General features: G+C 65.4%; 23 protein-coding genes. 15 read left to right on the top strand and 8 right to left on the bottom strand.

Annotation, left to right across the window (positions count from 1 at the left end; all coding sequences use genetic code 11):
* The first annotated feature begins 244 nt into the window (after positions 1–244).
* The 4 genes from FAS41_RS22145 to FAS41_RS31195 all read left to right on the top strand — a co-directional run bounded on the left by FAS41_RS22145 (position 245) and on the right by FAS41_RS31195 (position 2,450).
* The gene (locus FAS41_RS22145) at positions 245–751 is read left to right on the top strand and encodes a BRO family protein (RefSeq protein ID WP_138525566.1); all 507 of its coding nucleotides are present in this window, start codon (positions 245–247) and stop codon (positions 749–751) included.
* Between the two features lie 138 nt (positions 752–889).
* Entirely contained in the window at positions 890–1,468 is a 579-nt protein-coding gene (locus FAS41_RS22140; RefSeq protein ID WP_138525565.1) for a hypothetical protein, read from the top strand.
* 5 nt (positions 1,469–1,473) lie between these two features.
* Positions 1,474–1,986, top strand: a complete 513-nt coding sequence (locus FAS41_RS22135) for a hypothetical protein (RefSeq protein WP_138525564.1) — start codon at positions 1,474–1,476, stop codon at positions 1,984–1,986.
* Positions 1,983–2,450 (top strand): hypothetical protein, encoded by a 468-nt coding sequence (locus FAS41_RS31195; protein WP_246084919.1) that lies wholly within the window; start codon positions 1,983–1,985, stop codon positions 2,448–2,450. The genes FAS41_RS22135 and FAS41_RS31195 overlap by 4 nt, the downstream gene beginning before the upstream one ends.
* A 235-nt stretch (positions 2,451–2,685) precedes the next feature.
* On the opposite strand, the gene FAS41_RS31015 is transcribed toward FAS41_RS31195, so the two are convergent.
* Positions 2,686–3,240: a hypothetical protein gene (locus FAS41_RS31015; RefSeq protein ID WP_177421677.1), complete on the bottom strand. Its 555-nt coding sequence runs from the start codon at positions 3,238–3,240 to the stop codon at positions 2,686–2,688.
* A 245-nt stretch (positions 3,241–3,485) separates the two neighbouring features.
* On the opposite strand from FAS41_RS31015, the gene FAS41_RS22120 reads away from it, so the two are divergent.
* Positions 3,486–4,397: a hypothetical protein gene (locus tag FAS41_RS22120; RefSeq protein WP_138525563.1), complete on the top strand. Its 912-nt coding sequence runs from the start codon at positions 3,486–3,488 to the stop codon at positions 4,395–4,397.
* A gap of 337 nt (positions 4,398–4,734) precedes the next feature.
* On the opposite strand, the gene ppk2 is transcribed toward FAS41_RS22120, so the two are convergent.
* From ppk2 to FAS41_RS22100, 5 genes are all read right to left on the bottom strand, one after another.
* Positions 4,735–5,652 (bottom strand): polyphosphate kinase 2, encoded by a 918-nt coding sequence (gene ppk2 / locus FAS41_RS22115; RefSeq protein ID WP_138525562.1) that lies wholly within the window; start codon positions 5,650–5,652, stop codon positions 4,735–4,737.
* 271 nt (positions 5,653–5,923) lie between these two features.
* Positions 5,924–6,376, bottom strand: coding sequence for a PaaI family thioesterase (locus tag FAS41_RS22110; RefSeq protein WP_138525561.1), 453 nt, complete (start codon positions 6,374–6,376; stop codon positions 5,924–5,926).
* A gap of 137 nt (positions 6,377–6,513) precedes the next feature.
* Entirely contained in the window at positions 6,514–6,906 is a 393-nt protein-coding gene (locus tag FAS41_RS22105) for a hypothetical protein (protein WP_138525560.1), read from the bottom strand.
* Positions 6,907–7,231: 325 nt separating this feature from the next.
* On the bottom strand, positions 7,232–7,387 hold the full coding sequence (locus tag FAS41_RS30895; RefSeq protein WP_171049533.1) for a hypothetical protein: 156 nt from the start codon (positions 7,385–7,387) through the stop codon (positions 7,232–7,234).
* Between the two features lie 274 nt (positions 7,388–7,661).
* Entirely contained in the window at positions 7,662–8,783 is a 1,122-nt protein-coding gene (locus FAS41_RS22100; RefSeq protein ID WP_138525559.1) for a M14 family metallopeptidase, read from the bottom strand.
* A 211-nt stretch (positions 8,784–8,994) separates the two neighbouring features.
* On the opposite strand from FAS41_RS22100, the gene lpdA reads away from it, so the two are divergent.
* The 10 genes from lpdA to FAS41_RS22050 all read left to right on the top strand — a co-directional run bounded on the left by lpdA (position 8,995) and on the right by FAS41_RS22050 (position 23,311).
* Positions 8,995–10,395 (top strand): dihydrolipoyl dehydrogenase, encoded by a 1,401-nt coding sequence (gene lpdA / locus FAS41_RS22095; protein WP_138525558.1) that lies wholly within the window; start codon positions 8,995–8,997, stop codon positions 10,393–10,395.
* 246 nt (positions 10,396–10,641) lie between these two features.
* Complete coding sequence (locus tag FAS41_RS22090; protein ID WP_026079120.1) at positions 10,642–10,911, top strand: hypothetical protein; 270 nt, start codon at positions 10,642–10,644, stop codon at positions 10,909–10,911.
* A gap of 305 nt (positions 10,912–11,216) precedes the next feature.
* A complete protein-coding gene (locus tag FAS41_RS22085) occupies positions 11,217–14,888 on the top strand; it encodes a PAS domain S-box protein (RefSeq protein WP_138525557.1) in 3,672 nt (1,223 codons plus the stop codon).
* Positions 14,885–15,886: a response regulator gene (locus FAS41_RS22080; RefSeq protein ID WP_138525556.1), complete on the top strand. Its 1,002-nt coding sequence runs from the start codon at positions 14,885–14,887 to the stop codon at positions 15,884–15,886. Before FAS41_RS22085 ends, FAS41_RS22080 begins: the two co-directional genes overlap by 4 nt.
* A 72-nt stretch (positions 15,887–15,958) precedes the next feature.
* Positions 15,959–16,504: a DUF4256 domain-containing protein gene (locus FAS41_RS22075; protein WP_138525555.1), complete on the top strand. Its 546-nt coding sequence runs from the start codon at positions 15,959–15,961 to the stop codon at positions 16,502–16,504.
* 135 nt (positions 16,505–16,639) lie between these two features.
* Positions 16,640–17,722 carry an efflux RND transporter periplasmic adaptor subunit gene (locus tag FAS41_RS22070; RefSeq protein ID WP_171049532.1) on the top strand — a complete coding sequence of 361 codons (1,083 nt, stop codon included), beginning with the start codon at positions 16,640–16,642 and terminating at the stop codon, positions 17,720–17,722.
* Positions 17,722–20,775, top strand: a complete 3,054-nt coding sequence (locus tag FAS41_RS22065; protein WP_138525553.1) for an efflux RND transporter permease subunit — start codon at positions 17,722–17,724, stop codon at positions 20,773–20,775. The genes FAS41_RS22070 and FAS41_RS22065 overlap by 1 nt, the downstream gene beginning before the upstream one ends.
* Positions 20,776–20,859: 84 nt before the next feature.
* The gene (locus FAS41_RS22060) at positions 20,860–21,864 is read left to right on the top strand and encodes a GlxA family transcriptional regulator (RefSeq protein WP_138525552.1); all 1,005 of its coding nucleotides are present in this window, start codon (positions 20,860–20,862) and stop codon (positions 21,862–21,864) included.
* A gap of 28 nt (positions 21,865–21,892) precedes the next feature.
* A complete protein-coding gene (locus tag FAS41_RS22055) occupies positions 21,893–22,135 on the top strand; it encodes a DUF1272 domain-containing protein (RefSeq protein WP_138525551.1) in 243 nt (80 codons plus the stop codon).
* A gap of 9 nt (positions 22,136–22,144) precedes the next feature.
* Complete coding sequence (locus tag FAS41_RS22050; protein WP_138525550.1) at positions 22,145–23,311, top strand: MFS transporter; 1,167 nt, start codon at positions 22,145–22,147, stop codon at positions 23,309–23,311.
* A gap of 218 nt (positions 23,312–23,529) precedes the next feature.
* Here the strand turns inward: FAS41_RS22050 and nfuA are convergent, their stop codons facing one another.
* Both nfuA and FAS41_RS22040 read right to left on the bottom strand, forming a co-directional pair.
* Positions 23,530–24,114 carry a Fe-S biogenesis protein NfuA gene (nfuA, locus tag FAS41_RS22045; protein WP_138525549.1) on the bottom strand — a complete coding sequence of 195 codons (585 nt, stop codon included), beginning with the start codon at positions 24,112–24,114 and terminating at the stop codon, positions 23,530–23,532.
* Between the two features lie 190 nt (positions 24,115–24,304).
* Complete coding sequence (locus FAS41_RS22040) at positions 24,305–26,587, bottom strand: fatty acid cis/trans isomerase (RefSeq protein ID WP_138525548.1); 2,283 nt, start codon at positions 26,585–26,587, stop codon at positions 24,305–24,307.
* Positions 26,588–26,602 lie beyond the last annotated feature (15 nt).

Genomic DNA, 26,602 nt, shown 5'->3' with positions numbered 1-26,602 from the left:
CCCTCTTCTCGCCTCGTGAAACTGACGGGGCCGGGTTTAGCAGCCCGAACGATCAGAGTGCGGAAACGCCTAGCGATTTCCGGCGATAAATCTCGCCTGGATTTTGCCTTTGTGGTGGGGCCGCATTGGGAGACCTTCGGGTCTGCCGGTCCTCTGGTCCCGGTCTGCTAACCCGATGCGGTTCCGCCTCCATTCCGATTAGCAGCGGAGGGGCGGTCCTACTGACCAGTAAAGGACTCTCTCCATGGACGATCTACCCTTACCCACCCCGCTCCCCTTCCTCCGCCATCGCCGCACCCTGCGCGCCCTGCTGATCGACGATCAGGTCTGGTTCATCCTTTCCGACTTCTGCCGCGTGACGGGTTACCGTTACGAAGACCGCCTGGCCATGCGCATGGCCGATGACCAGATTCGCCAGGAACGGCTGCTGACCGAGGAGGGCCTGGAACTCGACTACGTATTGATCAGCGAATCCGCCGTATACCAGGCGCTGGTGCTGTTCAATGTGCCGGACTATGGCTCGCTGCGGCGCTGGATCAGCGGCACGGTGGTGCCGCAGGTGCGCAGCCAGTTCAAGGCCAGCGGCCCGCGCCATGTGCAGTTGCAGTTCGAGCGGCAATGCCTGCGGGTGCTGGATTGGCAGGACGATCTCTGGGTTAGCTTCGGTGATCTGCCGCGCGTGCTTGGCGGACGTTCGCCGATTGCCGGGCGCACAGGCTGGCGCGGCTGGGCGAAGCGGCTGCGGACGTAGCAAGCACAAGCGTGGGTGCGACTGGAGAGACAATTGGCTCAAGGCTGTCAGTTAGCTACCATGTCGCGCCCCTTCGCTAAGGGGCTGCGGCGCGGATGTCGCGCGGCGCAAGGAAGAACCAGCACCTCAGGGAAAACCATGCGCAAACTTTTCGGTATTCTGCCGCTCGTCATTGCCCTTACGCTTTCCGGCTGCAGTTGGGATCAATCCCAGCGCAACGTCAGTACATTCAGCAAGTACGCGACCCTGCGCCTCTTCGAACTCTACAAGACGGATATTCAGTACTATCGATTCGATGCAGATGCCGGCGTGCGCCAGCGTGATGCTTACTCGCCGTACATGTTGCCGGTGCGCATCGCCGATAGCGATCAGTGGATGGACTTCACCGATGACCTGGGGCCAAAGTACCTGACCTTGGGCAAGCGCCTGCAGCGCGATACCTTTCCCGCCGGGCTGGAGCCGGTCCTGACTTTCATCGCCTGGAGCGAACTACCGCTGGAGCAGCGCATCCAGAGCCGCGAGAAGCTCAGTGCTCGCCCGGAGTTCACTGCGGTCGATGCCCGCCTGGAGCTGGAGCGCGACACCAACGCCCCCCTGTTGGTATTCACCAAGAGTGCACTGGCCTTCACCCGCAAGCCGCAATATGCCGTGGACTATTCCAATGCGCGAACCTTGCTGCGAACTGCGGTGGCCTGGCACGAGCATCCGAAGCACTAGCTGATATGCGAATCGAGCTGAATGCGTCGCACATTCTTGGCTTCTGGGGCTCCTGTGGTGAAGTCAGCCAGTGTGAGTTTCAGTTCGGCCAACGACTGATCTACGTCGCGCACCCAGCTGGTGAAGCATCGGAGCCATATTTGCGGGAGGTCCAATCGCTGGTCCAAGCCGCGTGGGATGATATCGAAGCAGTCATCGCATTTACCCGTGAGACGGTCCGCCCTGGCGAGCCGGAACTCTGGCGATTACTGGAGTCGGCCGCCTGCCGGGGTTCGCCACTGGAGGTCTTCTCGATCCATATTGCCGCGGGGAACGGCACAGCGTCCTACACGCTGTCGTGGAGTCCGGATTTCGATTGGCGGCAGGTGGTGTACGACGAGTTCGACACCTGGAAAGAATCGCCCATTTCGCTGCAGCGTTTCGAACCGAAAAAAGACCTCTGGCTGAGCATCAAGCGCTGCGGCGCCGGCCGCTTCGAGCCGGAAAACGTTGAATGCCTGGCCAAGAGCGCCCAATGAATCGACTCTCCTGCAAACTGTACAAATCGCGCTACAGCATGGACTTTTACCCAGCCCTGAGCATTGACGGGTTGCCGCTGGAAGTCTGGTTGCCGCAACACGATCCAGGCGCAGAACTCGATCTGGTCAGCGCTCATGCAGGCCTCTACAGCGATAGCGACTCAGCGCTGCTCTGGGATCGGTCGTATTCCGTGGCACCCGGCTGGAAGACGGTGGTGCCATTACTGGTGTGCTCTGATGACCTGGACCTGGGCTGCGCGGTGATCGCGGTCGAGCAGGTGGCGGACGAGAGGGATGTTCGCTGGGAGCGCTTCGGTCTGTTGCACGAGTGCATTACCCATCCCGCCCCTATCACCGAGTATTACAACATCCCTTCGGCCATTTTCGACCGTGACCAGTACCTTGCTGCGCTTGACGATTTCCGCCGGGAAATCGGCCTGCGGATGGAGTGGGATCTGCCGTAATGGTGTAGAGCGCAGGGCGTATAACGCGGTACGCGTTATACGCCCTGCGTTGGGCAGCGAAGTGGTTCGCGAGCAATAACGATGGCGCCCCCCTCGCTCCTACAGGGAAACGCTGTTCGTAGGATGGGTGGAGCGAAGCGATACCCATCGGCCGTGGGTGTGGGCGGTTGATGGGTATCGCTTCGCTCCACGCCATCCTACGGAACCGGGAAGGCGTTTCTCGGTGTCGGTGAGGTCACAGCCGGCCGGTCAGTTTGAGGAGGGTGAAGACCAGCCCGCCGATGGTCATCGCGGCCGAAAGGATGGTGCCGAGGATCAGCGGGACGAAGCTGGCCGGCGAGACGTAGGGTGAGACTTCCAGCTGGAAACCGGGGCGGATGTGGTCCGGGGTCAGGCAGGTGATCTGGTAGTCACCGGGTTCGCTGCAGGTGAACTCGCCCAGGGGGTTGCTGGAGTTGCCGCCCATGTCGCTGCGCCGCACGCTGAACAACCTGAAGCGGCTGTAGCGCTGATACGGTACGGGCTGGCCGGGCAAGCGGGTAATGGCGAAGTCGGCGGCGAAATGCGCGGTGCCGGTGACCACGGTAAAAGCCGGAAAAACGATGTTGATGACGTAGCGCCCGGCGCGCGGCAAGGCGATCACTTGCGGGCGCGCGGCGTCGGACCAGCGCTGGCGCACGTCGGGGAAGATGATGCGGCGCAGCCGGCCGATGCAGCGGATCAGCCCGTAGCCGCCCAGCAACATCAGCAAAGGCGCGCCCCATAACAGTGTGGTGGGTTCGAGGGTCATGGTCGCCCTGCCCTGGCGGGTTCATGAAAGCGTGTTGGCCACTATAGGTCACGCCGCTATCGGATCAGCAACTCGGTTGCAATCTGCTCGCTGGCGCTGACCCGATCCTGCAATCTGCATGGCCGTTGGCCGTCGCAATTTTCCAAGCCATTGATTTTCCAAGCCTAATTATTTTGTTACATCTGGCACAGCGGCTGCACCAAGGGTGATGAGGCTTCCACCTCTTTGCCACGGAGCAGCCAACAATGATGACAACGACTGATGCCTACGCCACAACCGCCGTGGATACGTCGGACCACTCCGGCGTGTCCTGGGCGGCGGTGTTCGCCGGGGCCGCCGGAGCGGCGGCGCTGTCCCTGATCCTGATTCTCCTGGGCTTCGGCCTGGGCTTTTCCGCGGTGTCGCCCTGGCCGGGCGATGGCGCGACCTTCAAGCAGATGAGCGTATCCACGATCATCTGGCTGATGCTGACGCAGATCCTCGCCTCGGGCCTGGGCGGCTACATTGCCGGGCGCCTGCGGGTGCGCTGGGCGCGCCTGCACGACGACGAGGTGTATTTCCGCGACACTGCCCACGGCTTCCTGGCCTGGGCCATCGCCACGCTGGTGACGGCGACACTGGTGGTGGGCTCGCTGAGCGGTATCGTCGGCGGCGGCTTGCAGGCGGGAACCGCGGCGGCCAGCTCGGCAGCCTTTGCCAGTGCAGGCGGCACGCATCGCGCGGAGGCCAGTTCGGGGTACTTCATCGACATGTTGTTCCGCGACAACCGTCCGGTGGCGGTGGACAACGATGCCGCCCACGCCATCGTCACGCGCATCTTCCTGCGCGGGCTGGCCGACGGCCAACTGACGGCGGATGACCGAACCTACCTGGCTCGCGTCGTCGCTCAGCGTACCGAGATCGGCCAGGCCGAAGCCGAGCAACGGATCGACCAGGTCTTCGCCGCTGCGCAGCAGGCCAAGCTGAAAGCCCAGCAAGCGGCCGATACGGCGCGCAAGGTGGCCGCCGCCTCGGCGCTGTGGATGTTCGTCGCCCTGCTCTGCGGCGCGTTCTTCGCCAGCTTCCTGGCCATCCACGGCGGGCGTCGCCGCGACGCGGTGGTGCTGCTGACGAACACCCGCACGCTGCACGCCACGCCATCCCGTCCCGCCCACTGACCGGAGGCCCACCATGCGCTCGATCCTTCTGTATTTCCTCGGCGTTCCGATTCCGATCATCATCCTGATCGCGCTGTTCTGGCATTGATTGCAGCCAGCGGCGCAGTAAAAAGCCGCCCTTAGGGGCGGCTTTTTCATGGCGGGCCGGTTCGGCGCAGGCCGTTCGCGAACAAGCTCGCTCCTACAAAAAACGCGGGATTGGCTGTAAGAGCGAGCTTGCTCGCGAGCAGATGCAATAAGGCGCAGCAGGAACGCAGGATTCTCATGCTGAAGGTGGACAGCCTGTCGATGGGTATCGCTGCGCTCCACACCATCCTACGAGAGCGACCGGTACCGGTCAGTAGACTTCCGGCACCTGCAATTCCTGCGGCGTGGGATGCCGGCGATAACCTTCGTGGCGCTGCCGCTCAGGCAGGCTGACGGCGGGCTGCTGCACTTCCTGGTAGGGAATCTGGCTGAGCAGGTGGCTGATGCAGTTCAGCCGCGCGCGCTTCTTGTCGTCGGCCTGCACGATCCACCAGGGCGCTTCGGCGATGTGGGTGCGTTCGAGCATCACTTCCTTGGCCTTGGTGTAGGACTCCCAGCGGCGCCGCGATTCCAGGTCCATGGGGCTGAGCTTCCACTGCTTGAGCGGGTCGTGGATGCGGCTGAGGAAGCGGTAGTGTTGCTCCTCGTCTGAGATGGAAAACCAGTACTTGATGACCTGGATGCCGGAGCGTACGAGCATGCGCTCGAACTCCGGCACGCTGCGGAAGAATTCCTCGTACTGCTCGTCGTTGCAGAAGCCCATCACCCGCTCGACCCCGGCGCGGTTGTACCAGCTGCGGTCGAACAGGACGATCTCTCCTGCCGCCGGCAGGTGCGAGACGTAGCGCTGGAAGTACCACTGGGTCTGTTCGCGGTCGTTCGGCGCGGGCAGCGCGGCGACGCGGCACACGCGCGGATTCAGGCGCTGGGTGATGCGCTTGATCACCCCGCCCTTGCCCGCCGCGTCGCGGCCTTCGAAGAGGATGACGACCTTGTGGCCGGTATTCACCACCCAGTTCTGCAGCTTGACCAGCTCGGCCTGCAGGCTGAACAGCGTGTGGAAGTAACGCTGGCGCGCCAGACGTTCTTCATGGGTCTGCAGGCTGCCGTGGCGCAGCCCTTCGAAATCGTAAAGCTCGTCGAACAGTTCGAGTTCGAGCTCTTCGTCGCGGTCGTCCAGCAGGTCGCGCTGGACGCGTCGTGGGAAGTTCTTGTCATCGAGCAGCATGGTGGTTGCCTTGTGCCGTCACTGGCTCAGTCACATCGAGTGACACTTTCATGACAGAAAAATGTAGTCACGCTTTATGACGAATTCATTACAGCCAGTGAAAGTTATTTCTTACAAAGCCCGTGCTAGAGCGTTCTTCGATAGGACAGCCTATGACTCGAGAAAGTCTTGAGGACGCGGGCGAGCCGCTGAACGGAGCTGATATCGAGGCGACATCAAGGGAGAGAAACGGCCGCGTTCCGTCTGCGGCCGCCAACGGGAGGGAAAATACTCAGGCGTCGGCCAGCGGGCGCGGCTTGTTGACGTACTTGAAGGTGCCGGACGCGGAAGCAACGACTACGCCGGCACTGTTGCGCAGCTCGGCCTCGCAGAAGGCGATGGAACGGGTGTGGTGGCGCACACTACCAAGGGCTTCGAGCACTTCGCCCACTGCTCCGCCGGGTCGCAGGAAATTGGTCTTCATCTCCACCGTCACTACGCCGCGTCCGGCCTCGTCGGCATCGCTGGCACTCAGCGCCATGGCGACGTCGAGCAGGGTCATGATCAGCCCGCCATGGGCGTTGGCCCAGCCGTTCACGTGCTGCGGTTCGACGCGTACGACCAGACGATCCGGCCCGTTTCCGTCTTCCGCCGGGGCGTGGCGGAACTGCAGGAAATCGAGCATGGGAATGGCGATGCCACGGTGGGCGGTGTAGAGCTTGAGCTGTTCGATATCGAGGGGCATGGAGCTTCCTGAAGCTTCGAGTGGGGCCCGGCGATGTTCCCCGCTCCTGCCGGCGGATCGCAAGCCCGGCGTAGCTTCATGCATGACGGGAATGCCCGCCGATGGCGTTGCTCAGGCGATCCACTGGCGCTGAAGCGTCAACGGGCCTTGCGGGTGCCGTTCTTCTTTTCGCTCTGGCGCTCGACGGCCTGGACGAAGAGTTCCTCGACCAGCAGCGACTGGATGGGCGCACGGGTTTCCAGCGACAGGCTCATGGACTCCAGCTTCTGGTTCACCCCCAGGCGGGCGATGCCGCACAGCAGGATGCGCTGGGCGCCGAAGATGCTGCCCTTGTCGACCAGCACTTCCCGGGGCTTTTCGCCGTCCAGGTAGCTGATCTTGAGCGCGATGGCGGTGTCGTCGCGCACGGCCAGGTTGAGCCAGGTGGCGACGTTGAACTCGACCACCCAGCCGAGTCCCGTTTTCTTGGCCACGGCTTCACGGACCAGGTGAGCGGGAACCGGACCCAGGGGGGTACTGTGGTTTTCCATGGGGCTACTTCTGACGGCTGCGGGTAGAGCGAAATGCGCTAACGGAAGACCCGATTTTATGTGAAGCAGTTCAAGTTTTCAGTCGGTTTTTTGTAAGACATCCGCTACTGGACAAGCCGGACGTTACAGATACGAACCGCTCTAGGGAGCCGCTTACAGAGGGGAAATGGATGACAGGAGAGAAACTACAGCGCGGAATGCGGGAGACCGTCCGACGAAATGAATGAAGGAGTGAATAACGTCACGCAAGGCCGGTCCGGCGCGATGCCGAATCGGCCTTGTCGTGTCTCCTTGGCTGGCGCTGACGCCAGTGCGGCCCACTTGCTCAGGCCATGCCGAGATGGGCGCGTGGCCTGTGTTCGCCCGAGCGGTTCTTGCGCACTTCACGGCGCTCTCTGAAGTCCAGTTCTTCCAGGGCGTCCATGCGTTCCTGCAAGTCTTCGATGACCTGCGGGGTCAACAGCTTCCGATGACGAGTCATACCTACCTCCTGAACTTGTATGCCTCACTCTTTGGATTAGCACGCGGGTAGGAAGATTCAACGACTGCCTGCGGCGGATTAACCGAACGGTCAGCCGCCAAGGATGTAGGACGTCGCCGGGAAAGGCACCTTTCTGTAGGAGCGAGCTTGCTCGCGAACCCGCCCAGCCGCAGAGCAGCCCGGTGTTCGCAAGCAAGGACCAAGCGTCCCCCGCGGTCCTACGAAGAGCTCCGGGGCGGGCAATAACAAACCGCGATGCACGCCCGCTCGCGAATCAGCGTAACTCGTCGACCAGGCTGCCGATGGTGGCCAGTACCGCGCCGGCCAACGCCTTGGAACGCGCCCCGCTCCACCCGGTACGCACATTGGGCGACAGGTTGTGGTCCTTGAACGGCATTTCCAGGGTCAGCGACAGGCAGTCGTAGGTGCGGCCGACATGGTTGCAGGCCAGGGTCAGGTTGGCCTGGCCCGGGGCGTCCTTCGGATAGCCGTGCACGCTCTGGAATTCGCCGTTGGCTTCCAGGCGCTCGCGGAACAGGCTTTCCAGGCGATCCAGGCGCGGCGTGAACTCCGGGTTGCCTTCGCAGCCGGCGGCGAACACGAAGGGGATTTCCTCATCGCCGTGCACGTCGAGGAACAGGTCGACGCCGTATTTCGCCATCTGCTGCTGGACGAACAGCACTTCGGGGCTCTCTTCGGCGCTGGGCGCGGCCCAGGCGCGGTTGAGGTCCTTGCCGGCGGCGTTGGTGCGCAGGTGGCCGTGGAAGGCGCCGTCCGGGTTCATGTTCGGCACCAGGTAAAAGTCGGCGCGCTCCAGCAGGCTCTGGATGTCAGCCGCGCCGGATTGCAGGCGCTCGATCAGGCCTTCCATGAACCACTCAGCCATGTGCTCGCCAGGATGCTGCTGGGCGATCAGCCAGATCTTGCGTGCGCCGGCCGCGCCCTTGCCGATACGCAGCAACGGCAGCTCGCGGCCTTCGAGGCTGTGCCCCGTGGCGAGCAGTTCGGCACCGTTGGCCTGGGCGTGCTTCACCAGTTCGGCATGGCGCGCGCGGCTGTAGGGCTCGAAGTAGGCGAACCAGGCCTGGGGCTGCTCGGCATCGAGCGTGAAGTGCAAACCGTTGGCGTCGTAGGTGCTGGGCACACGGAACCAGTCGCGCTGATCATAGGACGCCACGGCGTTGTAGCCCGGCCAGCCGCCGGTGTAGCTGGAGCCCGAGGTATTGGTCAGGCTGAACTGGTATTGCTGGCCGGGCTGCAGGCCCTCGGCCTTGAAGTGGAACCACTGGAAGTGCGGGCTTTTGCTGTCCGGGCGCAGCGCCAGGCGCACGTGGCGCGGGTCGCTGTCGTCGATGACCTGGATGTTGCCGCTGTCGAAATCGCAGTCGATCTTCATGAATTCTCCGTAGGCGCACGAACCTGAGGCGCCAAAGCCCCGCATTTTCGCCCTCCTCGCTTCGCCTGTCATGTCTGCGTGACTTGCGCGGTCTCATATATTATGTTCGTAATATAAATTGAGTAACGCTTATCCCGAGCTCTGCGCTGGTGATCCGGCGAGTGCCGACTAACCTCGATTCACCCCTTTTTCCTACTGCGGAGAACACTGCATGAGCGCATACGATGTGATCGTCATTGGCGGCGGCCCCGGCGGCTACAACGCGGCGATTCGCGCCGGCCAGCTGGGACTGAAGGTCGCCTGCGTGGAGGGCCGCGAGACCCTCGGCGGCACCTGCCTGAATGTCGGCTGCATGCCGTCCAAGGCCCTGCTGCACGCGTCGGAGTTGTATGAGGCCGCAGCCGGCGGCGAGTTCGCCAACCTCGGCATCCAGGTCAAGCCCAAGCTCGACCTGGCACAGATGATGAAGCAGAAAGCCGAGAGCGTGACCGCGCTGACCAAGGGCGTGGAATTTCTCTTCCGCAAGAACAAGGTGGACTGGGTAAAAGGCTGGGGCCGCATCGACGGGCCGGGCAAGGTCGAAGTGACCGCCGCCGACGGCAGCAAAACCTCGCTCACCGCGAAGGACATCATCATCGCCACCGGCTCGGAACCCTCCCCGCTGCCAGGCGTGGAGGTCGACAACCAGCGCATCCTCGACTCCACCGGCGCGCTGTCCATCCCGGAAGTGCCCAAGCACCTGGTGGTGATCGGTGCGGGCGTCATCGGCCTGGAACTGGGTTCGGTATGGCGCCGCCTCGGCGCCCAAGTCACGGTGATCGAATACCTGGATCGCATCTGCCCCGGCATGGACCTGGAAACCGCCAAGACCTTCCAGCGCGCACTGACCAAGCAGGGCATGAGCTTCAAGCTGGGCTCGAAGGTCACCCAGGCCAAGGTCAGCGGCAAGCAAGTGACACTGAGCGTGGAGCCGGCTGCCGGCGGCGCGTCGGAGTCGATCCAGGCGGACTACGTATTGCTCGCCATCGGCCGCCGTCCTTATACACAAGGGCTGGGACTGGAAAGCGTGGGCCTGTCCACCGACAAGCGCGGCCTGCTGGAGAACCACGAGCACCGCAGCAGCGTGCCGGGCATCTGGGTGATCGGCGACGTGACCTCCGGCCCGATGCTCGCGCACAAGGCCGAGGACGAAGCCATCGCCTGTGTCGAGCTGATCGCCGGCAAGGCCGGGGAAGTGAACTACGATGTGATCCCCAGCGTGATCTACACCCACCCGGAAGTGGCCACCGTCGGCAAGACCGAGGAACAGCTCAAGGCCGAGGGCCGCGTCTACAAAGTGGGCAAGTTCCCCTTTACCGCCAACAGCCGGGCGAAGATCAACCACGAGACCGAGGGCTTCGTGAAGGTGCTGGCGGACGAGCGCAGCGACGAGATTCTCGGCGTGCACATGATCGGCCCGAACGTCGGCGACATGATCGCGGAATACTGCGTGGCCATGGAGTTCCGCGGCGCCGCCGAGGACGTCGCGCGCACCTGCCACCCACATCCGACGCGCTCCGAGGCATTGCGCCAGGCGGCGATGAACGTGGACGGTTGGGCGATGCAAGCCTGACCGTTCGTCGCCGGTCATATCAGGTGCGTGCGACGCGATGGCGCACCCTTGGAATCGCTGCAGGCCACGGCTGGCGGGGCCTACAGCGACTCAAACAGTTTTATTTGCGACTATTTTGTGTACAACCGCGACATGGGTTGTGACTTTCTTCGACTCTGAATCCATCAATTGCGTGAACGAACACGAAAGTGGATGAACCGCTTTCGCCACCTTCGCAATGGATTACCGCGCAGAGAGATCACAACCATGCATGCGACTCTTCGTTTCAACGAGGCTCTGCTGATCACCGGACGAGCCTTCCAACCCTTCCACTGTGTGACCTGGGTTGACCAAGGGGGCGACGGCAGCCTCGACCTGTCCGTTCTCGATCGTACCGGTGCCCGTCTGCTGGGCCTCACCCGCATTCCCAGCTCCGCCTACTCCGACCCGGAGCAGCTCGAAGGCCTGCTGAACCAGGCCCGTGACGAGCTGAACCGCGAAGGCTACCGTCTGCAGGAATGGCACATGCCCGCCTGATCCACAGACAGGTACCGCAAAAAGTCCGGCCTCAGCCGGGCTTTTTCATGGGCTCTGCCAGCCGTCGGCAAACGCTCAATTTCCCGCCCCATTCGCCGATAGCGCGTTATCGGTCGCCTCACCTGCTGCATCGTTTCAGCTTCGATTCCGAACACCAGCTTTCCACTCGTCCGATTCCTGCTCTGTGGCGGGGTCTTCGCGGGCGCAGCGACCGACAATGATGGCAATTTGCAGTCATCCTGTGTTTTGCTCACCCCAGTCTCGTCTTCCACCGGGCCTTCGGCACGCAGTACGGTCTTCGTTCAATGCTCGATCTGCAGCGATATTTCTACAGCGGCGACACCCCTTCGCTGCTGGTTTTCGGCGAGCACAACACGGCATTGGTCCTGCTCTCCATCCTCATCGCCATCTTCACCTCGGCCATGGCCCTGCAACTGTCGGGCGTGGCGCGGCTCGCGCGCAGCCCGTTCTACCGCCAGTTGGCCCTCGGCACCGGCGCGGTGGCCCTCGGCGGCGGCGTGTGGGCGATGCACTTCATCGGCATGCTGTCCTTCCAGCTCTGCGCTGCGGTGCGCTATGACCCGCTGGTCACCCTGCTCTCCGGCCTGCCGAGCCTGTTCGCCTCGTGGATCGCCCTGAGCCTGCTCGCCCGTCGCAACGTCAGCCGCCTTCAACTGATCGGCGGCGGCGTGCTGGTCGGCGCGGGTATCGGTGCCATGCACTACAGCGGCATGGCAGCGATGCAGATGGCCCCGTTGCTGCGCTACGACCCGTGGATGTTCACCCTGTCGATACTGGTTGCCGTGGTGCTGGCGGTGATCGCGCTGTGGGTGCGCTTCGGCCTGCGCGGGCGGATGCGGCCGAACCTGACGATCCTGGTCAGCGGCGTGGTGATGGGCCTGGCGATCGCCGGCATGCACTACACCGGGATGGCCGCCGCACGCTTCGTCGGCCGCGAGGAGTTCGGCGTGCCGCAGGGCGTGCAGGGCAGCTTCTACCTGGCGATGGCGGTGTCCATGGCCACCATCAGCCTGAGCATCTGCGTCGCCGCGGTAAACGGCCTGTTGCGCTACCGCCAGCTGTTCCAGGAGCTGCAGCGGCGGCGCAAGCACCTGGATTCGCTGCTCGACGCCGCCGTCGAGGCCATCCTCACCATCGACCATAGCGGCGTGATCCGCTCGGTGAACCACGCGGTGCTGCGCCTGTTCGGCTGGCACCCCCACGAGCTGGTCGGCCAGCCCATGCAGGTGCTGATGAACGAGGCCTACGGACACCAGTTCCGCGTCGCCCTGGAGCACTACAAACGCAGCGGCGAGCGCCAGTTCCACAACTCCGAACTGGAGCTGGAAGGCCTCACCCGGGATGGCCGCGAATTCCCCGCACGGGTCAGCCTCGGCGTCACCGATCACGACGGCAAGCCCTGGTTCGTCGTGTTCGTCGCCGACATCAGCGAGCGCCGCGTGATGGAGCAGGCCCTGCGCACCAGCGAGGAGCAGTACCGCTCGTTGATCCGCAACATGCCCGGCATCGCCTTCCGCGTCCTTCCGGACGATCCCTGGAGCACCCTGTTCGTCAGTGACGCGGTCGAGGCCATCACCGGCTGGTCCGCACAGGACTTCAGCGCCAGGCGCATCACTTTCGGCCAGCTCTACCACCCCGACGACCAGCAAGCGGTGAATGAGGAAGTACGCCGCGCCATCGCCGAGCGCCGCAGCTATGTCGTCGAATATCGACTGTTCGACCGCAGCGGCGCCGAACACTGGATCTGGGAAGGCGGCAGCGCCAGCTACGACGAGGCCGGCAGGCCGCAATGGATCGACGGCGTACTGCTCGACCAGACCGAAACCAAGCTGCTGAGCAACGAGTACGAAGGCAAGGTCACTGCCATCGGCCGCGCCATGGCGTTGATCGAATTCGACCTGGACGGCCGTGTCCTGGCCGCCAACGAGAACATCCTCGAACTCTTCGGCTACAGCGAGACGGAGGTGCTGGGCCAGCACCACAGCCTGTTCTGCCCGCCGGACGTCGCCGCCAGCGCCCGCTACCAGGCGTTCTGGCAGGGGCTGCGCGAAGGCGAGCACAGCGCCGGCGAGTACCGCCGCCTGGCCAAGGATGGGCGCGAGGTGTGGATCCACGCCACCTACAACCCGATCCTCGACTTCGACGGCAAGCCGGTGAAGGTAGTGAAACTGGCCACCGACCTCACCCCGCGCCGCGTCATGGAGCAGGAACTGCGCAGCGCCCGCGACCGCGCCGAACAGGCCGCCGCCGCACGCAGCAGCTTCCTCGCCAACATGAGCCATGAAATCCGCACGCCGATGAACGCCATCATGGGCTTCACCGAACTGCTGCTGGATTCGCCGCTGGAAGAGAACCAGCGGCGCTACCTTACCACCGTGCAGAACGCCTCGCGCTCGCTGCTGGGCCTGCTCAACGACATCCTCGACACCGCCAAGCTGGACCGTGGCGCCATCGAGCTGGAAGCGCTCGACTTCTCCCTGCCGGAACTGTGCGAGCAAGTCTGCGCGGCGCTGCGGCTGTCCGCCGAGCGCAAGGGGCTGAGCCTGCAGATCGACTACGGCCAGCGCGCCGGCGAGTACTTCCAGGGCGACCCGTTGCGCCTGCAGCAGGTGCTGACCAACCTGCTGGGCAACGCGGTGAAGTTCACCGAGCGCGGCGAGGTGCGGCTGGTGATCAGCGGCGAACCCGGCGCGCTGCGCCTGGCCATCCGCGACACCGGCATCGGCATCGCCGCCGACCGCCTGGAGCGCATCTTCGACCCCTTCGCCCAGGCCGACGCCTCCATGAGCCGGCGCTTCGGCGGCACGGGCCTTGGCACCACCATTTCGCGTCAGCTGGTGGAGCTGATGGGTGGCCGTATTACCGTGGAGAGCGAAGTGGGCCGGGGCAGCGTGTTCACCGTCGACCTGCCGCTGCCGACCGGCCGCAGCGTGCAACCGGCAGCCCGCAGCCACACACCGAACCTGCCGCCACTGCGCATTCTGGTAGCCGACGACGTGCCGCAGAACGTCGAGCTGCTGGAGCTGAATCTGCGCCGCCTGGGCCATCGCCCGCACAGCGTGGGCGACGGACAGGCCGCCGTTGATGCCTACAGCACTCAGGACTTCGACCTGATCCTGATGGATGTGCAGATGCCCGGCATGGACGGCCTGGAAGCGACCCGGCGCATCCGCACCCTCGAGCAACAGCGCGGTGCGGAGGCCGTACCGATCATCGCCCTCACTGCCAGCGTGCTCGACCGCGACCGGCAGAACGCCCTCGACGCCGGCATGAACGGTTTCGCCAGCAAACCGCTGGACCTCGCCGGCTTGCTGGATGAGATGGCCCGCCTGCTCGGTGCCACCCCCGCTGTACGCAGCTCACAGGCCAGCGAGCCAACACCACTGGCGACCCTGGACTGGGCTGCCGGTGCGCGCCTGTGGGGCGGTCCGCTGCCCATGGCGCGGGCCATCGGGCGCTTCCTCGATGAGCAGGAAGCCAGCCTTGCCGCACTGGAAAGCGCGGTGAACGAAGGTGACCGCACCAGCATCACCACCCTCGCCCACCGTCTGCGTGGTGCCGCCGCCAACCTCGCCCTGCCGCGCCTGGCCGGCGCCATCGGCGCGCTGGAAGGCGCCGCTGAACATGGTCCGGCTGAACAGCTGGGCTCTGCGCTGGAGCGGGTCCGCATGGAGTTCGCCACTGTTCGCGAATCGGTACCGCTGGTGCCCGACGCCTTCGCCGAAGCGGTTGGCGAAGCGGCCTCGGAAGACCTGCACGATGCTCTGCAAGCCTTGCAACTGGCGCTCTCCCGTGGCGGTCTCGACGACCAGGCGCTGGAGCGCCTGCGCCTGGGTACCGCCCAGGGCAAGCATCGCGAGGCCTTCGAAGCCCTGCGCTACGCCATCGACGATTTCGACTTCGACCAGGCCCTGGAATGGGTCAGGACCCTCGGCACCCGCCTGGAGCAAGCATGACCCTGACCGCCCAAGATCATCGGCCCTGCCTGCTGTTGGTGGACGACGAGGCCACCAACCTGCAGGTGCTGCGCCACATTCTGCAGGACGACTACCGCCTGTTGTTCGCCAAGGATGGCGAGAAGGCCCTGGAACTGGCCAATCGCGAGCGCCCGGAGCTGATCCTGCTCGACGTGATGATGCCCGGCATGACCGGCTTCGAGGTGTGCCAGCGACTCAAGGCCGAGCAAGCGACCTGCGCCATCCCGGTGATCTTCGTCACCGCCCTGGCCGATGTGCCGGACGAAGCCAAGGGCTTCGAGGTCGGCGCCGTGGACTACATCACCAAGCCGGTCAGCCCGCCCATCGTCAAGGCACGGGTACGCACGCACCTGTCGCTGGTGCGCGTGGAGGAACTGCGCGAGACGCGCCTGCAGATCGTCCAGCGCCTGGGCAAGGCGTCCGAGTACAAGGACAACGAGACCGGCCTGCACGTCATCCGCATGAGCCACTACGCGCACATCCTGGCGCGCGCTGCCGGCTACTCCGAGAAGGCCGCCGACGACCTGCTCAATGCCGCGCCCATGCACGACGTGGGCAAGATCGGTATTCCAGACGCCATCCTGCAGAAACCCGGCCGGCTCGACGAGCACGAATGGGCGGTGATGCGCCAGCACCCGGAAATCGGCGCACGGATCATCGGCGAGCACGACTCCAACCTGCTGCGCCTGGCCCGCAGCATCGCCCTCACCCACCACGAGCGCTGGGACGGCACCGGCTATCCGAAGGGTCTGCGCGGCGAGGAGATTCCCATCGAGGGGCGCATCGTCGCCATCGCCGACGTGTTCGACGCGCTGACCAGCGTGCGCCCGTACAAGCCGGCGTGGAGCATCGACGAGGCGGTGGAACTGCTGCGTCGGGAAAAAGGCAGCCAGTTCGACCCGGAGCTGGTGGAGCTGTTCCTCGACTGCCTGCCGGACATCCTCGCGGTGCGCGAGCGCTGGGGCGACGCCGGCTAGACGGGGCGAGCCAGCGTTTTCCTGCTTTACTGCTTTGCCATCGCTGAAGAAATCACTCCAGGGAGATGGCGAATGAACGCAAAGCAGCGCGATACCCTGCTGGCCACCTTGCAGGCCCGCTTCGACCAGCATCCGCAACGCCACAAGGGCATCGACTGGGTGGAAGTCCAGGCGCGCCTGGAGGCCGCCCCGGCCAAGCTCAAGGCCCTGGAGCAGATGGAAGAAACCGGCGGCGAACCCGACGTGGTCGGCCGCGAGAGCGCCAGCGGCGCCCTCCTGTTCTTCGACTGCTCCGCCGAGACCCCGGCTGGCCGCCGCAGCCTCTGCTACGACCGCGACGCCCTGGACGCGCGCAAGAAGGACAAGCCTGCTGGCTGCGCCACCGAGCTGGCCGCGCAGATCGGCATCGAGCTGCTGGACGAGGCGCAGTACCGGCAGTTACAGGAGCTGGGCAGCTTCGATCAGAAGACCTCCAGCTGGCTGCGCACCCCGGGTTCGATGCGCAAGCTCGACGGCGCGCTGTTCGGCGACCGCCGCTACGAGCGGGTCTTCACCTACCACAATGGTGTGCAGTCCTATTACGCCGCGCGGGGTTTTCGTGGCGTGTTGAAGGTCTGACGGCTGTTTCTGAACGAACCCTGTACAGCTGCTGAACTTTCCCTGAGCCGTCTGGCGCGTCTTGACTCATGTCAGGCGGACTTCTCCGAGCGGCGCGCAGCCTTGTTGCACCGCTCAATTTCAGAGGATTCCCGCGTGAAAACGCCCGCCTGCCTTCTGCTCGCCGGCCTGCTGGTCGGCTGTGGCCCGACTCCCTCGGCGCCGGTCGACACCGTGCGCCCGGTGAAGCTCTACAGCGTGCCCGCCGCCACTGCCGAAGGTGTGCGTCAGTTCCCCGGCCAACTGGTGGCCTCGGATGAAGTCGACCTCTCCTTCCGTATCGCCGGCCATCTCAAGACGCTCTCGGTGAAACAGGGCCAGCGCGTCGAGCGCGGCCAATCGATTGCCGAGCTGGACGACGCCGACTTGCGCCTGCGCCTGCGCGACCGCGAGGCCAGCTATAACCTGGCCCGCGCCCAGTACCAGCGCGTCGCCACGCTCAACGAGCGGCAACTGGTGGCCCGCGCCGAACTGGACCAGCGCAAGGCCCAGCTGGATTCCGCCGAAGCCGCGCTGAAACTGGCCCGCCAGGAGCTGGGCTATGCGCGCCTGGAAGCGCCCTTCGCCGGGGTCATCGCCCAGGTGCCGGTACAGAACCACCAGATGCTGCAGCCCAAGCAGCCGGTGGCGATCCTGCAATCGGCCGATACCTACGACGTGCAGTTCCAGCTGCCGGAGAGCCTGCTCGAGCGCGTCGACGGCGCCAGCCTGCGCAGCGACTACCAGCCCATCGTGCGCCTGGCCCGCGTGCCGGGACGCGATTTCCCCGCGCATTACAAGGAGCACAGCACCCGCCCCGACCCGGCGACCCTGAGCTACACCGTCACCCTCACCCTCGAGCGCCCCAGGGACGTGACCCTGCTGCCGGGCATGAGCGCCACCGTCGAGGTGGACTTCGCCCAGCTCGGCCGCGATGCCCAGGCGGTACTGCGGGTGCCGGTGGAAGCGGTGTTCAGCGCCGATAACAGCGCGCCGGGACTGAGCCAGGTATGGGTAGTGAAAGGTGACGGTGACGCGCTGCACGTCGAGCGCCGCGAAGTGAAGCTCGGCCAGCCCGGCACGGAAGGCATCCAGATTCTCTCCGGGCTGGAGCCAGGCGAGCGCATCGTCGCCGCCGGCACCGCCGAGCTGCGTGAAGGCCAGCGCGTGCGCCCGTGGCAACGCGAACGGGGGCTGTGATGGATATCACCGGCTACTTTCTGAAAAACAAGGTCAGCAGCTGGATCGTCATCCTCCTGCTATCCCTCGGCGGCCTCTACGCCATCCTCGAGATCGGCCGCCTGGAAGACCCTGCCTTCACAGTGAAAACCGCTGTGGTCGCCACCCGCTACGCCGGCGCCTCGCCGCAGCAGGTGGAAGAAGAAGTCACCTACCCGCTGGAGAACGCCATCCAGCAACTGGCCTATGTCGACAAGCTCACTTCGATCTCCAGCGCCGGGCTGTCACAGATCACCGTCAACGTGAAGCCGCAGTACCGCGCAGGCGAGCTGCCGCAGATATGGGACGAATTGCGGCGCAAGGTCAACGACCTCGCCCCGCACCTGCCGCCGGGCGTCTCGCCGCCGCAGGTGAACGACGATTTCGGTGACGTCTACGGCATCCTCCTGTCGTTGTCCGGCAAGGGCTACAGCTACCAGGAGCTGCGCGACTACGCCGACTACCTGCGCCGTGAGCTGGTGCTGGTACCGGGCGTGAGCAAGGTAGTGGTCTCAGGCCTGCAGGCAGAACAGGTCCAAGTGGACGTCTCGCGGGAAAAGATGACCGCCATGGGCGTGCCGCTGACTCGCCTGGTGAACCTGCTGACCCGTCAGAACGTGGTGTCCGACGCCGGTAGCCTGCGCGTCGGCAGCGAGAGTATCCGCCTGCACCCCACCGGCGAATTCACTGACGTCTCGGAACTGGAACAACTGCTGGTCAGTGCGCCGGGCAGCGCCCAGTTGATCCGCCTGGGCGACATCGCCACGGTCAAGCGCGGTTTCACCGATACCCCCAGCCACCTCTGGCGCGCCGACGGCAACCCCGCCCTGGCGCTGGGCATCGCCTTCGCCCCGCAGGTGAACGTGGTGAAGGTCGGTGACGCCGTGCACCTGCGCCTCGACCAGCTGGAAAGCGAGCGCCCCGCCGGCATGCAACTCACGCCGTTCTACGACCAGGCGGTGGAAGTTCACGGCGCGGTGAACGGTTTCCTGCTCAGCTTCGTCCTCGCGCTGGGCATCGTCGTCGGCACCCTGTTGATCTTCATGGGCCTGCGCAGCGGCGTGGTGATCGCCGGGGTACTGGCGATCAACGTGCTGGGCAGCCTGCTGCTGATGTACCTGCTGGGCATCGAGTTGCAACGCATCAGCCTCGGCGCGCTGATCATTTCCCTGTGCATGCTGGTGGACAACGCCATCGTGGTGGTCGAGGGCGTGCTGGTGGGCCGCCTGCGCGGCCAGGGCATCGACGCCGCGATCCGTCACATCGTCCGCCTCACCGCCCTGCCCCTGCTGGGAGCAACGGTGATTGCGGTGCTGGCCTTCGCGCCCATCGGGCTGTCCTCGGACTCCACCGGCGAGTACTGCCGCTCGCTGTTCGACGTGCTGCTGGTGTCGCTGCTGCTCAGCTGGGTCACCGCCATGACCCTGGCGCCGCTGTTCGCCCGCTGGGCCTTCGCCCGCATGCCGGTGCAAGGCGACAGCGCCGAGCCGCACCAGGGCTGGCTGTATCGCGCCTACCGTGCCCTGCTGCAAGCCTGCCTGCGCCAGCGCACGCTGACCCTGGGCGTACTGGCCCTGGCGCTGGCTGCGTCCCTGCTGGGCTTCTCCCAGGTGCGGCAGAACTTCTTCCCGCCGGCCAACACGCCGATGTTCTTCGTTGACCTGTGGCTGCCCCAGGGCACGGCCATCGAGCACACCCGCGACCTGGCCGCCGAGATCGACCAGCACATCACCGCCCTGCCCGGCGTCGAGCGCACCGTGACCAGCATCGGCCAGGGCGCGCCCCGTTTCATCCTCACCTACGGCGCCGAACGCCAGCACGCCAACTACGCCCAGGTGCTGGTGCGCACCGAGAACCGCGCGCAGATTCCCGGGCTGATCGCCGACCTGCAGCATTACCTCGACGAGCACTACCCGCAGGTGCAGACCGGCCTCAAGCGCCTGATGTTCGGCCCGTCCAACGGCAGTGCCATCGAAGTGCGCCTGACCGGCTCCGATCCGCAGGAGCTGCGCCGCCTCGGAGCCCAGGTCGGTGACATCCTCGCCGCCGACCCTGTCGCCACCGGCGTCAGCCACGACTGGCAGGCCCGCGCGCTGCTGGTGCGCCCACAGTTCAACGAAGCCCGCGGCCGTGAACTGGGCATCGACAAGGGCGACCTGGACAGCCTGCTGCGCATGAGTTTCAGCGGCCTCTCGGTGGGTCTCTACCGCGACGGCACCCAGCAATTGCCCATCGTCGTACGGGAGAGCGAGCTGACTGCCGGGCAGATCAACGACCTGATGCTGTGGAGTCCGGTGAGCCAGCGCTACCTGCCCATCGAGCAAGTGGTCGGCGGCTTCGACAGCGTCTGGGAAGACCCGCTGATCCTGCGTCAGGACCGCAAGCGCACCCTGACGGTGATGGCCGACGTCGCCCCGCACAGCGGCGAAACCTCCTCGCAACTGCTGGCCCGCGTGCGCCCGCAGATCGAAGCGCTGCAACTGCCACCGGGCTACGAGCTGGCCTGGGGCGGCGACGTGGAAAGCTCCGGCGACGCCCGCAACGGCGTGCTCGGCAGCCTGCCGATGGCCTTCCTGGCGATGTTCATCATCACCGTGCTGATGTTCTCCTCACCGCGCAAGGCGTTGCTGATCTGGCTCACCGTGCCGCTGGCGATGATCGGAGTAACCGTCGGCTTCCTGCTCACCGGCATCCCGTTCGGCTTCATGGCCCTGCTGGGGCTGCTGAGCCTGTCCGGGATGCTGGTGCGCAACGGCATCGTGCTGCTGGAGGAAGTCGACAACCTCGCCGAAAGCGGCCAGCCACCGCGCGAGGCGCTGGTCAATGCTGCCTGCGCGCGTCTGCGGCCGATCTGCCTGACCGCATTGACCACCATCCTCGGCCTGGCGCCATTGCTGCTGGACGCCTTCTTCCAGAGCATGTCGGTGGTGATCATGTTCGGCCTGGGCTTCGCCACGCTGCTGACGCTGGTGGTGCTGCCGGTGCTGTATGCCAGCGCCTATCGGCTGGGTTCTGCAAAGACCCCCGCGGCATAACTTGGCAAGATTCGTGGGATGACTGACGTTGCCGCCAGCGCCGGTCATCGCCACACTCGTTCCATCCACTGAACGAGTGTTGCCATGGAATCGCCGCGCCGCATCGCCTGCCTGCTCTACCCCGAGGTCATGAGCCTGGACATCACCGGGCCGCTGCAGGTGTTCGCCTCCGCCAATGTCGAGCGCCAGCGCCAGGGCCTGGCACCGCTCTATGAACTGCTGGTGCTGGGCGAACAGGCCGGGCCGGTGGCGACCTCGGCGGGCATCCGCATCTGCGCCGATCAAGGGTGGCGGGAAGTCGATCCCACCACCCTGGATACCCTGCTGGTCCCCGGCGGGCTAGGCGTTCCGGCGCAGTGCGAAAACACCGACCTGCTGCACTGGCTGGCCGCCGCCGAACCCCGGGTGCGCCGGCTCGGCTCGGTATGCTCCGGTGCACTGATCCTCGCAGCTGCCGGCGTCCTCAACGGCCGTCCGGCCACCACCCACTGGGCGGATGTCGACGAGCTGTGCGCAGGCTTTCCCGAAGTGCTCGTCCAGGGCAATCGCCTGCACACCTACGATCCGCAGCGCCGCGACGGCGACGATCACGTATTCACCTCGGCGGGCGTCACCGCCGGCATCGACCTCGCCCTGGCATTGGTGGAAGCCGACCTCGGCCGCGCGCTGGCACTGGCGGTGGCGCGGCGGCTGGTGATGTTCCTCAAGCGCCCCGGCGGGCAGGCGCAGTTCAGTCACTGGCTGACCCCGGAGCCGACCCGCACGCCGCGCCTGGCCGCGCTGCTGGAGTGGATTCCCGCCCACCTGGGCCATGACCTGTCGCTGGAAGCCCTGGCCGAGCAGGCCTGCATGAGCCCGCGCACACTCTCGCGGGTGTTCATCAGCGAACTGGGCATGGGGCCTGGCCGCTACGTCGAACGGGTACGCCTGGAAGCGGCGCGCGCGCTGCTGCAGGACGCCCAGGCGTCGATCAGCACGGTGTCGCGGCTGTGCGGCTTCGGCCATCCGGAGAACCTGCGCCGCACCTTCCACAAGCACCTGGCGATCAGCCCGCAGGAATACGCCGAGCGCTTTGGCCAGTTGCACTGACAACGACAACCCCCACAGGAGGACTGCCATGCTCGAACTCCGCCCCGGCTGCGAATGCTGCGACCGCGACCTGCCCGGCGACTGCGCCGACGCCCGTATCTGCAGCTTCGAATGCACATTCTGCAGCGACTGCGCCGAACAGGTACTGCACGGCCATTGCCCCAACTGCGGCGGCGAGCTGGTGCCGCGCCCGCGCCGCCCGCTGGAAAAGCTCGCCGCCAATCCAGCCTCGACCCAGCGGGTGCTGAAGCCCGCCGGCTGCCAGGGCTGAGGAAGCATCATGCTGCTGCGCATTCCGGCCATCCGTCTGCTGTTCACCAGCCAGGCGTTGTACTGGTCCTGCTCGCTGATCGGTATCACCCTCACCTCGCTGGTGGGCGCGCAACTCACGCCGCTCAACAGCCTGGCGACCTTGCCGCTGGCGATTCTGGTGCTGGGCAACCTGCTGGCGGTACAGCCGCTGTCGCTGTTCATGCAGCGCCATGGCCGCCGACGCGGGTTGTTGCTGGGCGCGGCCGGCGGCGTACTCGGCGGGCTCCTCTGCGCGCTGGGCGTGTGGCTGGCGGACTTCCTGCTGTTCTGCCTCGGCGCGCTGCCCATCGGGGCTTACCAGGCATCGGCGATGTACTACCGCTTCGCCGCGCTGGAGGCAGTGGATGAGTCGCACAAGGGCCGCGCCACGGCCTACGTGATCGGCGGTGGCGTGCTGGCCGCCCTGCTCGCGCCGAGTCTGGCGCTGTGGTCGCGCAACGCACTGCCCGCGCCCTTCGTGGGCTCCTACCTGGCAATTGCCGGGTTGGCCCTGGTTGCCATCGCGGTACTCAGCCGCCTGCCGGAAGGCGCAGCGCCCGCGCCCTCCACTGGCGGCTGGAAGGCGATGCGCGAGCTGCTGTCGCGCCCGCCGGTCCGCGCCGCCATGGCCTGCACCGCTGCCGGCCATGGACTGATGATCCTGATCATGAACGCCACGCCGCTGGCCATGAGCTTCTGCGGGCTGCCGCTGGAACGCTCGGTGAGCGTGATCCAGTGGCATGTGCTGGGGATGTTCCTGCCGGCTTTCGTCGCAGGCCCGCTGGTGGATCGCCTCGGCGGTCGCCGGGTGGCCTGGATCGGCATGGCGCTGCTGGCGATGAGCGCGGCAGTGGCCCTGAGCGGGCAGTCGGTGGCGCAGTTCCTGGTCAGCTCATTGCTGCTGGGCATGGGCTGGAACCTGATGCTGGTAGCCGGCACCACGCTGCTCGCCTTCGGCCATGCGCCACAGGAGCGAGGCCACGCGCAGGGGCTGATGGAACTGGGCAATGGCAGCCTGGCGGCGCTGATGTCGTTCAGCTCCGGCGCGCTGATCACCAGCGTCGGCTGGGGCGCGGTAAACCTGCTGGTGTGGCCGGTGCTGCTGGTGGCGCTGGTGGTGATGTGGTCGGGGCGGCGAGAAATGGCGCAGGCCTGACGGTGTTGTGCGGGGTTGGTTCGCGAGCAAGGACTGGGCGTCCCCCTCGGTCCTACGAAGAACAGCATTGCGTAGGGCGAATAACGCCTCAGGCGTTATCCGCCATTGCGGCGGATAACCCGTTCCGGGTTATGCGCCCTACGCATGCATCTGAGCGGTTATCCACCAACGAAAAAGGCGACCCGAAGGTCGCCTTTTCTGCAGCTCACGCTCCGACCTTAGTAGTAGGCGTTCTCGCGGTTGCTGTGGTCAGTGACGTCACGCACGCCCTTCAGCTCGGGGATGCGCTCGATCAGGGTCTTCTCGACGCCGTCCTTGAGCGTCATCTCGACCGCGCCGCAGCCCTGGCAACCGCCGCCGAAACGCAGTACGGCGATGTTGTCCTCGACCACGTCCACCAGGCTCACCTGGCCGCCGTGGCTGGCCAGACCGGGGTTGATCTCGGTCTGCAGGTAGTAGTTGATGCGCTCGGTGAGCGGGCTGTCTTCGTTGACCATCGGCACCTTGGCGTTGGGCGCCTTGATGGTCAGCTGGCCACCCATGCGGTCGGTGGCGTAATCGACCACGGCGTCTTCCAGGAAGGGCTCGCTGATCGCGTCGATGTAGGCGGTGAAATCCTTCAGGCCGACCGGGGTGTCTTCCGGCTTCTGCTCGCCCGGCTTGCAGTAGGCAATGCAGGTTTCGGCGTACGTGGTGCCCGGCTGGGTGATGAAGATGCGAATGCCGATGCCGGGGGTGTCCTGCTTGGACAGCAGCTCGGCCAGGTAATCCTGTGCGGCTTCGGTAATGGTGATAGCGCTCATGGCAACTCCTCGCAAACGTGGCGCCAGTTTACGCCATTCGGGGGGAAGGGATAAAGCCCTACCGTTTTAGTAGGAATAATTCGCAGCTGGGCAGATCAGCTTTTCGTAGGAGCGAGCTTGCTCGCGAACAGCCCCACGCCAGGGTTTGGTTCGCGAGCAAGGACCGGGCGTCCCTCTCGGTCGTACAGGATCAGAGGTTCTCGTAGCGGTTCATGTCCAGCACGCCCGCCTCCACCGGCTCGGTTTCGCGCAGGTAGGCATCCAGGTCGTGGAAGTAGAACCAGAATTGCGGATTACTGCGACGCACTCCCCAGCGGTCGGCGACCTTCTCGAAGTCTGCAGCGCCCTTCACCTGCTCCAGCGCAGCGACGAAGTCGCCCACCTCGGCGGCCTTGAGGTTGAACATGAAGTTCGGGTAGCTCGACAGCACGCCGGGGTAGATGGTCAGCGTATCCAGCCCCGGCTGGTAGCGCAGCGACTCGCCCGTCATGAAGGCAACGTTGCTGTGCGCGCGGTTGCGCAGCACGGTGTAGATCTCGCGCTGGCCGTCCGGCAGTTCCACGCGCAGCATGGTCGCCTCGGGGAACTGGTCGATGACCGGCAACCCGGCGGCCGGGCGGCTGACCAGGCGGCTGAAGGCCTGTTCGGCATCCTGCAGCGGCGCTGCCACGGTGTTGCGGTAGCAGGCGCCGTTTTCGCACAGGTTGATCGGATCGGGGCGCGCATTGAGCGCCACGTAGTGCTTCAGCAATTGCTTGGCGAAGGCCAGCTTGGCGCCTTTTTCCGGCAGGAACAGGCCGGTGGGCGCGTCGCTGTCGGAGTTGTAGTAGTCCGCCCACATCTTCAGCTTGCCGCTGCTCTGGTACCAGTCGTCGAGCAGTTTCTGGCGCTCGCCAACCGGCATCAGGCGCAGGAAGTTCTGCTCGGCGCCGTTGCGGATCAGGTCGAAATACAGCCGCGTCTGCGCCTGGTGGGCGACGTTGCCGAACACGTCGAAGTTCACCACCAGCCCATAGTAGGTGCGCTCCAGCAGTGGATAGTCCATCCACCAGATAGTCTGCGGCACGCCGCCGATCAACCCCTTGCGCACCGAGGCGCTGTCGTACTGGCGGAAGATGCTCAGCACGGCGTTGTCGTTGCCGGCCCAGATGTCGGCCCAGGTCGGCGCTGGCGCCTCGTCGTAGACGTCCTGGCGCAGCTCCTCATATTTATTGCGCTTGTCGCGGTAGGAACGCCACTGCGACAGCATGGCGCCGACGTCATCGATCTGCCCCGGCAGCGCCAGCAGCGGCGAGGCCTGGCGCTGGAACTTCGGATCGGTGACGTAGAGATCGTGGTCCGGGTCCTGGAACACTGCCCAGAAATTGTCGCGGATCACGTCGGTGGCAATCTGCCCGCGGCACACCGGCCCGCGAATGAAGGTGCGGACGAAGTACTCGGCGTTGTCCAGCATGAACTGGTAGCGCGCCCGCGCCGGGATCGCCTCGAAGGTCACGAACGGATTGGCGCGGTGCTGCAGGCCGTAACCCGGCACCTTGTCGGTGTCCCAGGCGGAGCCGTAGAACAGCTCCTGGTTACGCTTGAGGCGGGCTTCGTTGAGCGGATAAGTGATGTGCGTCTTGTGCACGATCACACCCTGGATGGGCCACAGGCGGTAGTAGAAGGTGTTGCCCGGATCGTCGTTGGGCCGGCGCGTGGCGATGGGGTCGATGGGCTGGCCGCTGGGTGTGCGCGAACGCACCAGCTGGAAGAAGTGCCCCGGCTCACCGCGCTCGGTGAAGTACAGGTGGGCAAGGAACAGGTGCTCGTAGATCCACCGCGATACCAGGCTCTGGCGAGCGCCGGGCTGGTTGAGGAAGCTCTCCCACTCACTGATCTGTTGTGCCTCACCACTGCCAGGCTGCCAGGCCTTCTCGTCCACCGGCGCACCCTGGGCCAGCCAGGTCTTGATGGTGGACAGCTGCTTGTCGGTCAGGCCGGTGACGGCGAACGGCATGCCGCTGCGCGGATTCTTCGCCACGAAGTCATCGATACTGTCCGGTGTCGGGCACTGGTTGGTGCGGTTGATCGACAGGTCCAGCCCATCGGGAATCTTCGCGTTGGGCACCAGCGGATGCTCATGACCCAGGTCGATCATCCGCGCCATCAGCGCCGCCTGGCTGCCGCGGCCATCGAGCACCGACCAGAAATCCTTGCGCCGCCACGCATCCGCACCATGGGCATCGAGGAACAGCCGCGTCGGGTCCTGCGCCTTCGTACGCGCACCGTCATACACCGGCAGCTTGTTCGCCCCACGCTGCGCACCTTCGGCGGCGGTCAGGTTGAGCTGGCACGGCGAGTCGTAGCAAGCGTGGCAGGCCACGCACTTCTCGGTGAAGATCGGCTGGATATCGCGGGTGTAGGACATCGATTCGGCACGCAGGCCCACGCTGGCCATGAGCAGGGCCAGCAGTACGAGAATCCGGGGGAGCATGGGGGCGTTCCTTGA

It is taken from the genome of Pseudomonas nicosulfuronedens (genome assembly GCF_005877905.1).
GTDB classification, from domain to species: Bacteria; Pseudomonadota; Gammaproteobacteria; order Pseudomonadales; family Pseudomonadaceae; genus Pseudomonas; species Pseudomonas nicosulfuronedens.
Note: the sequence above shows the minus strand (reverse complement) of the source record. Positions and strands in the feature narration are given on the sequence as shown.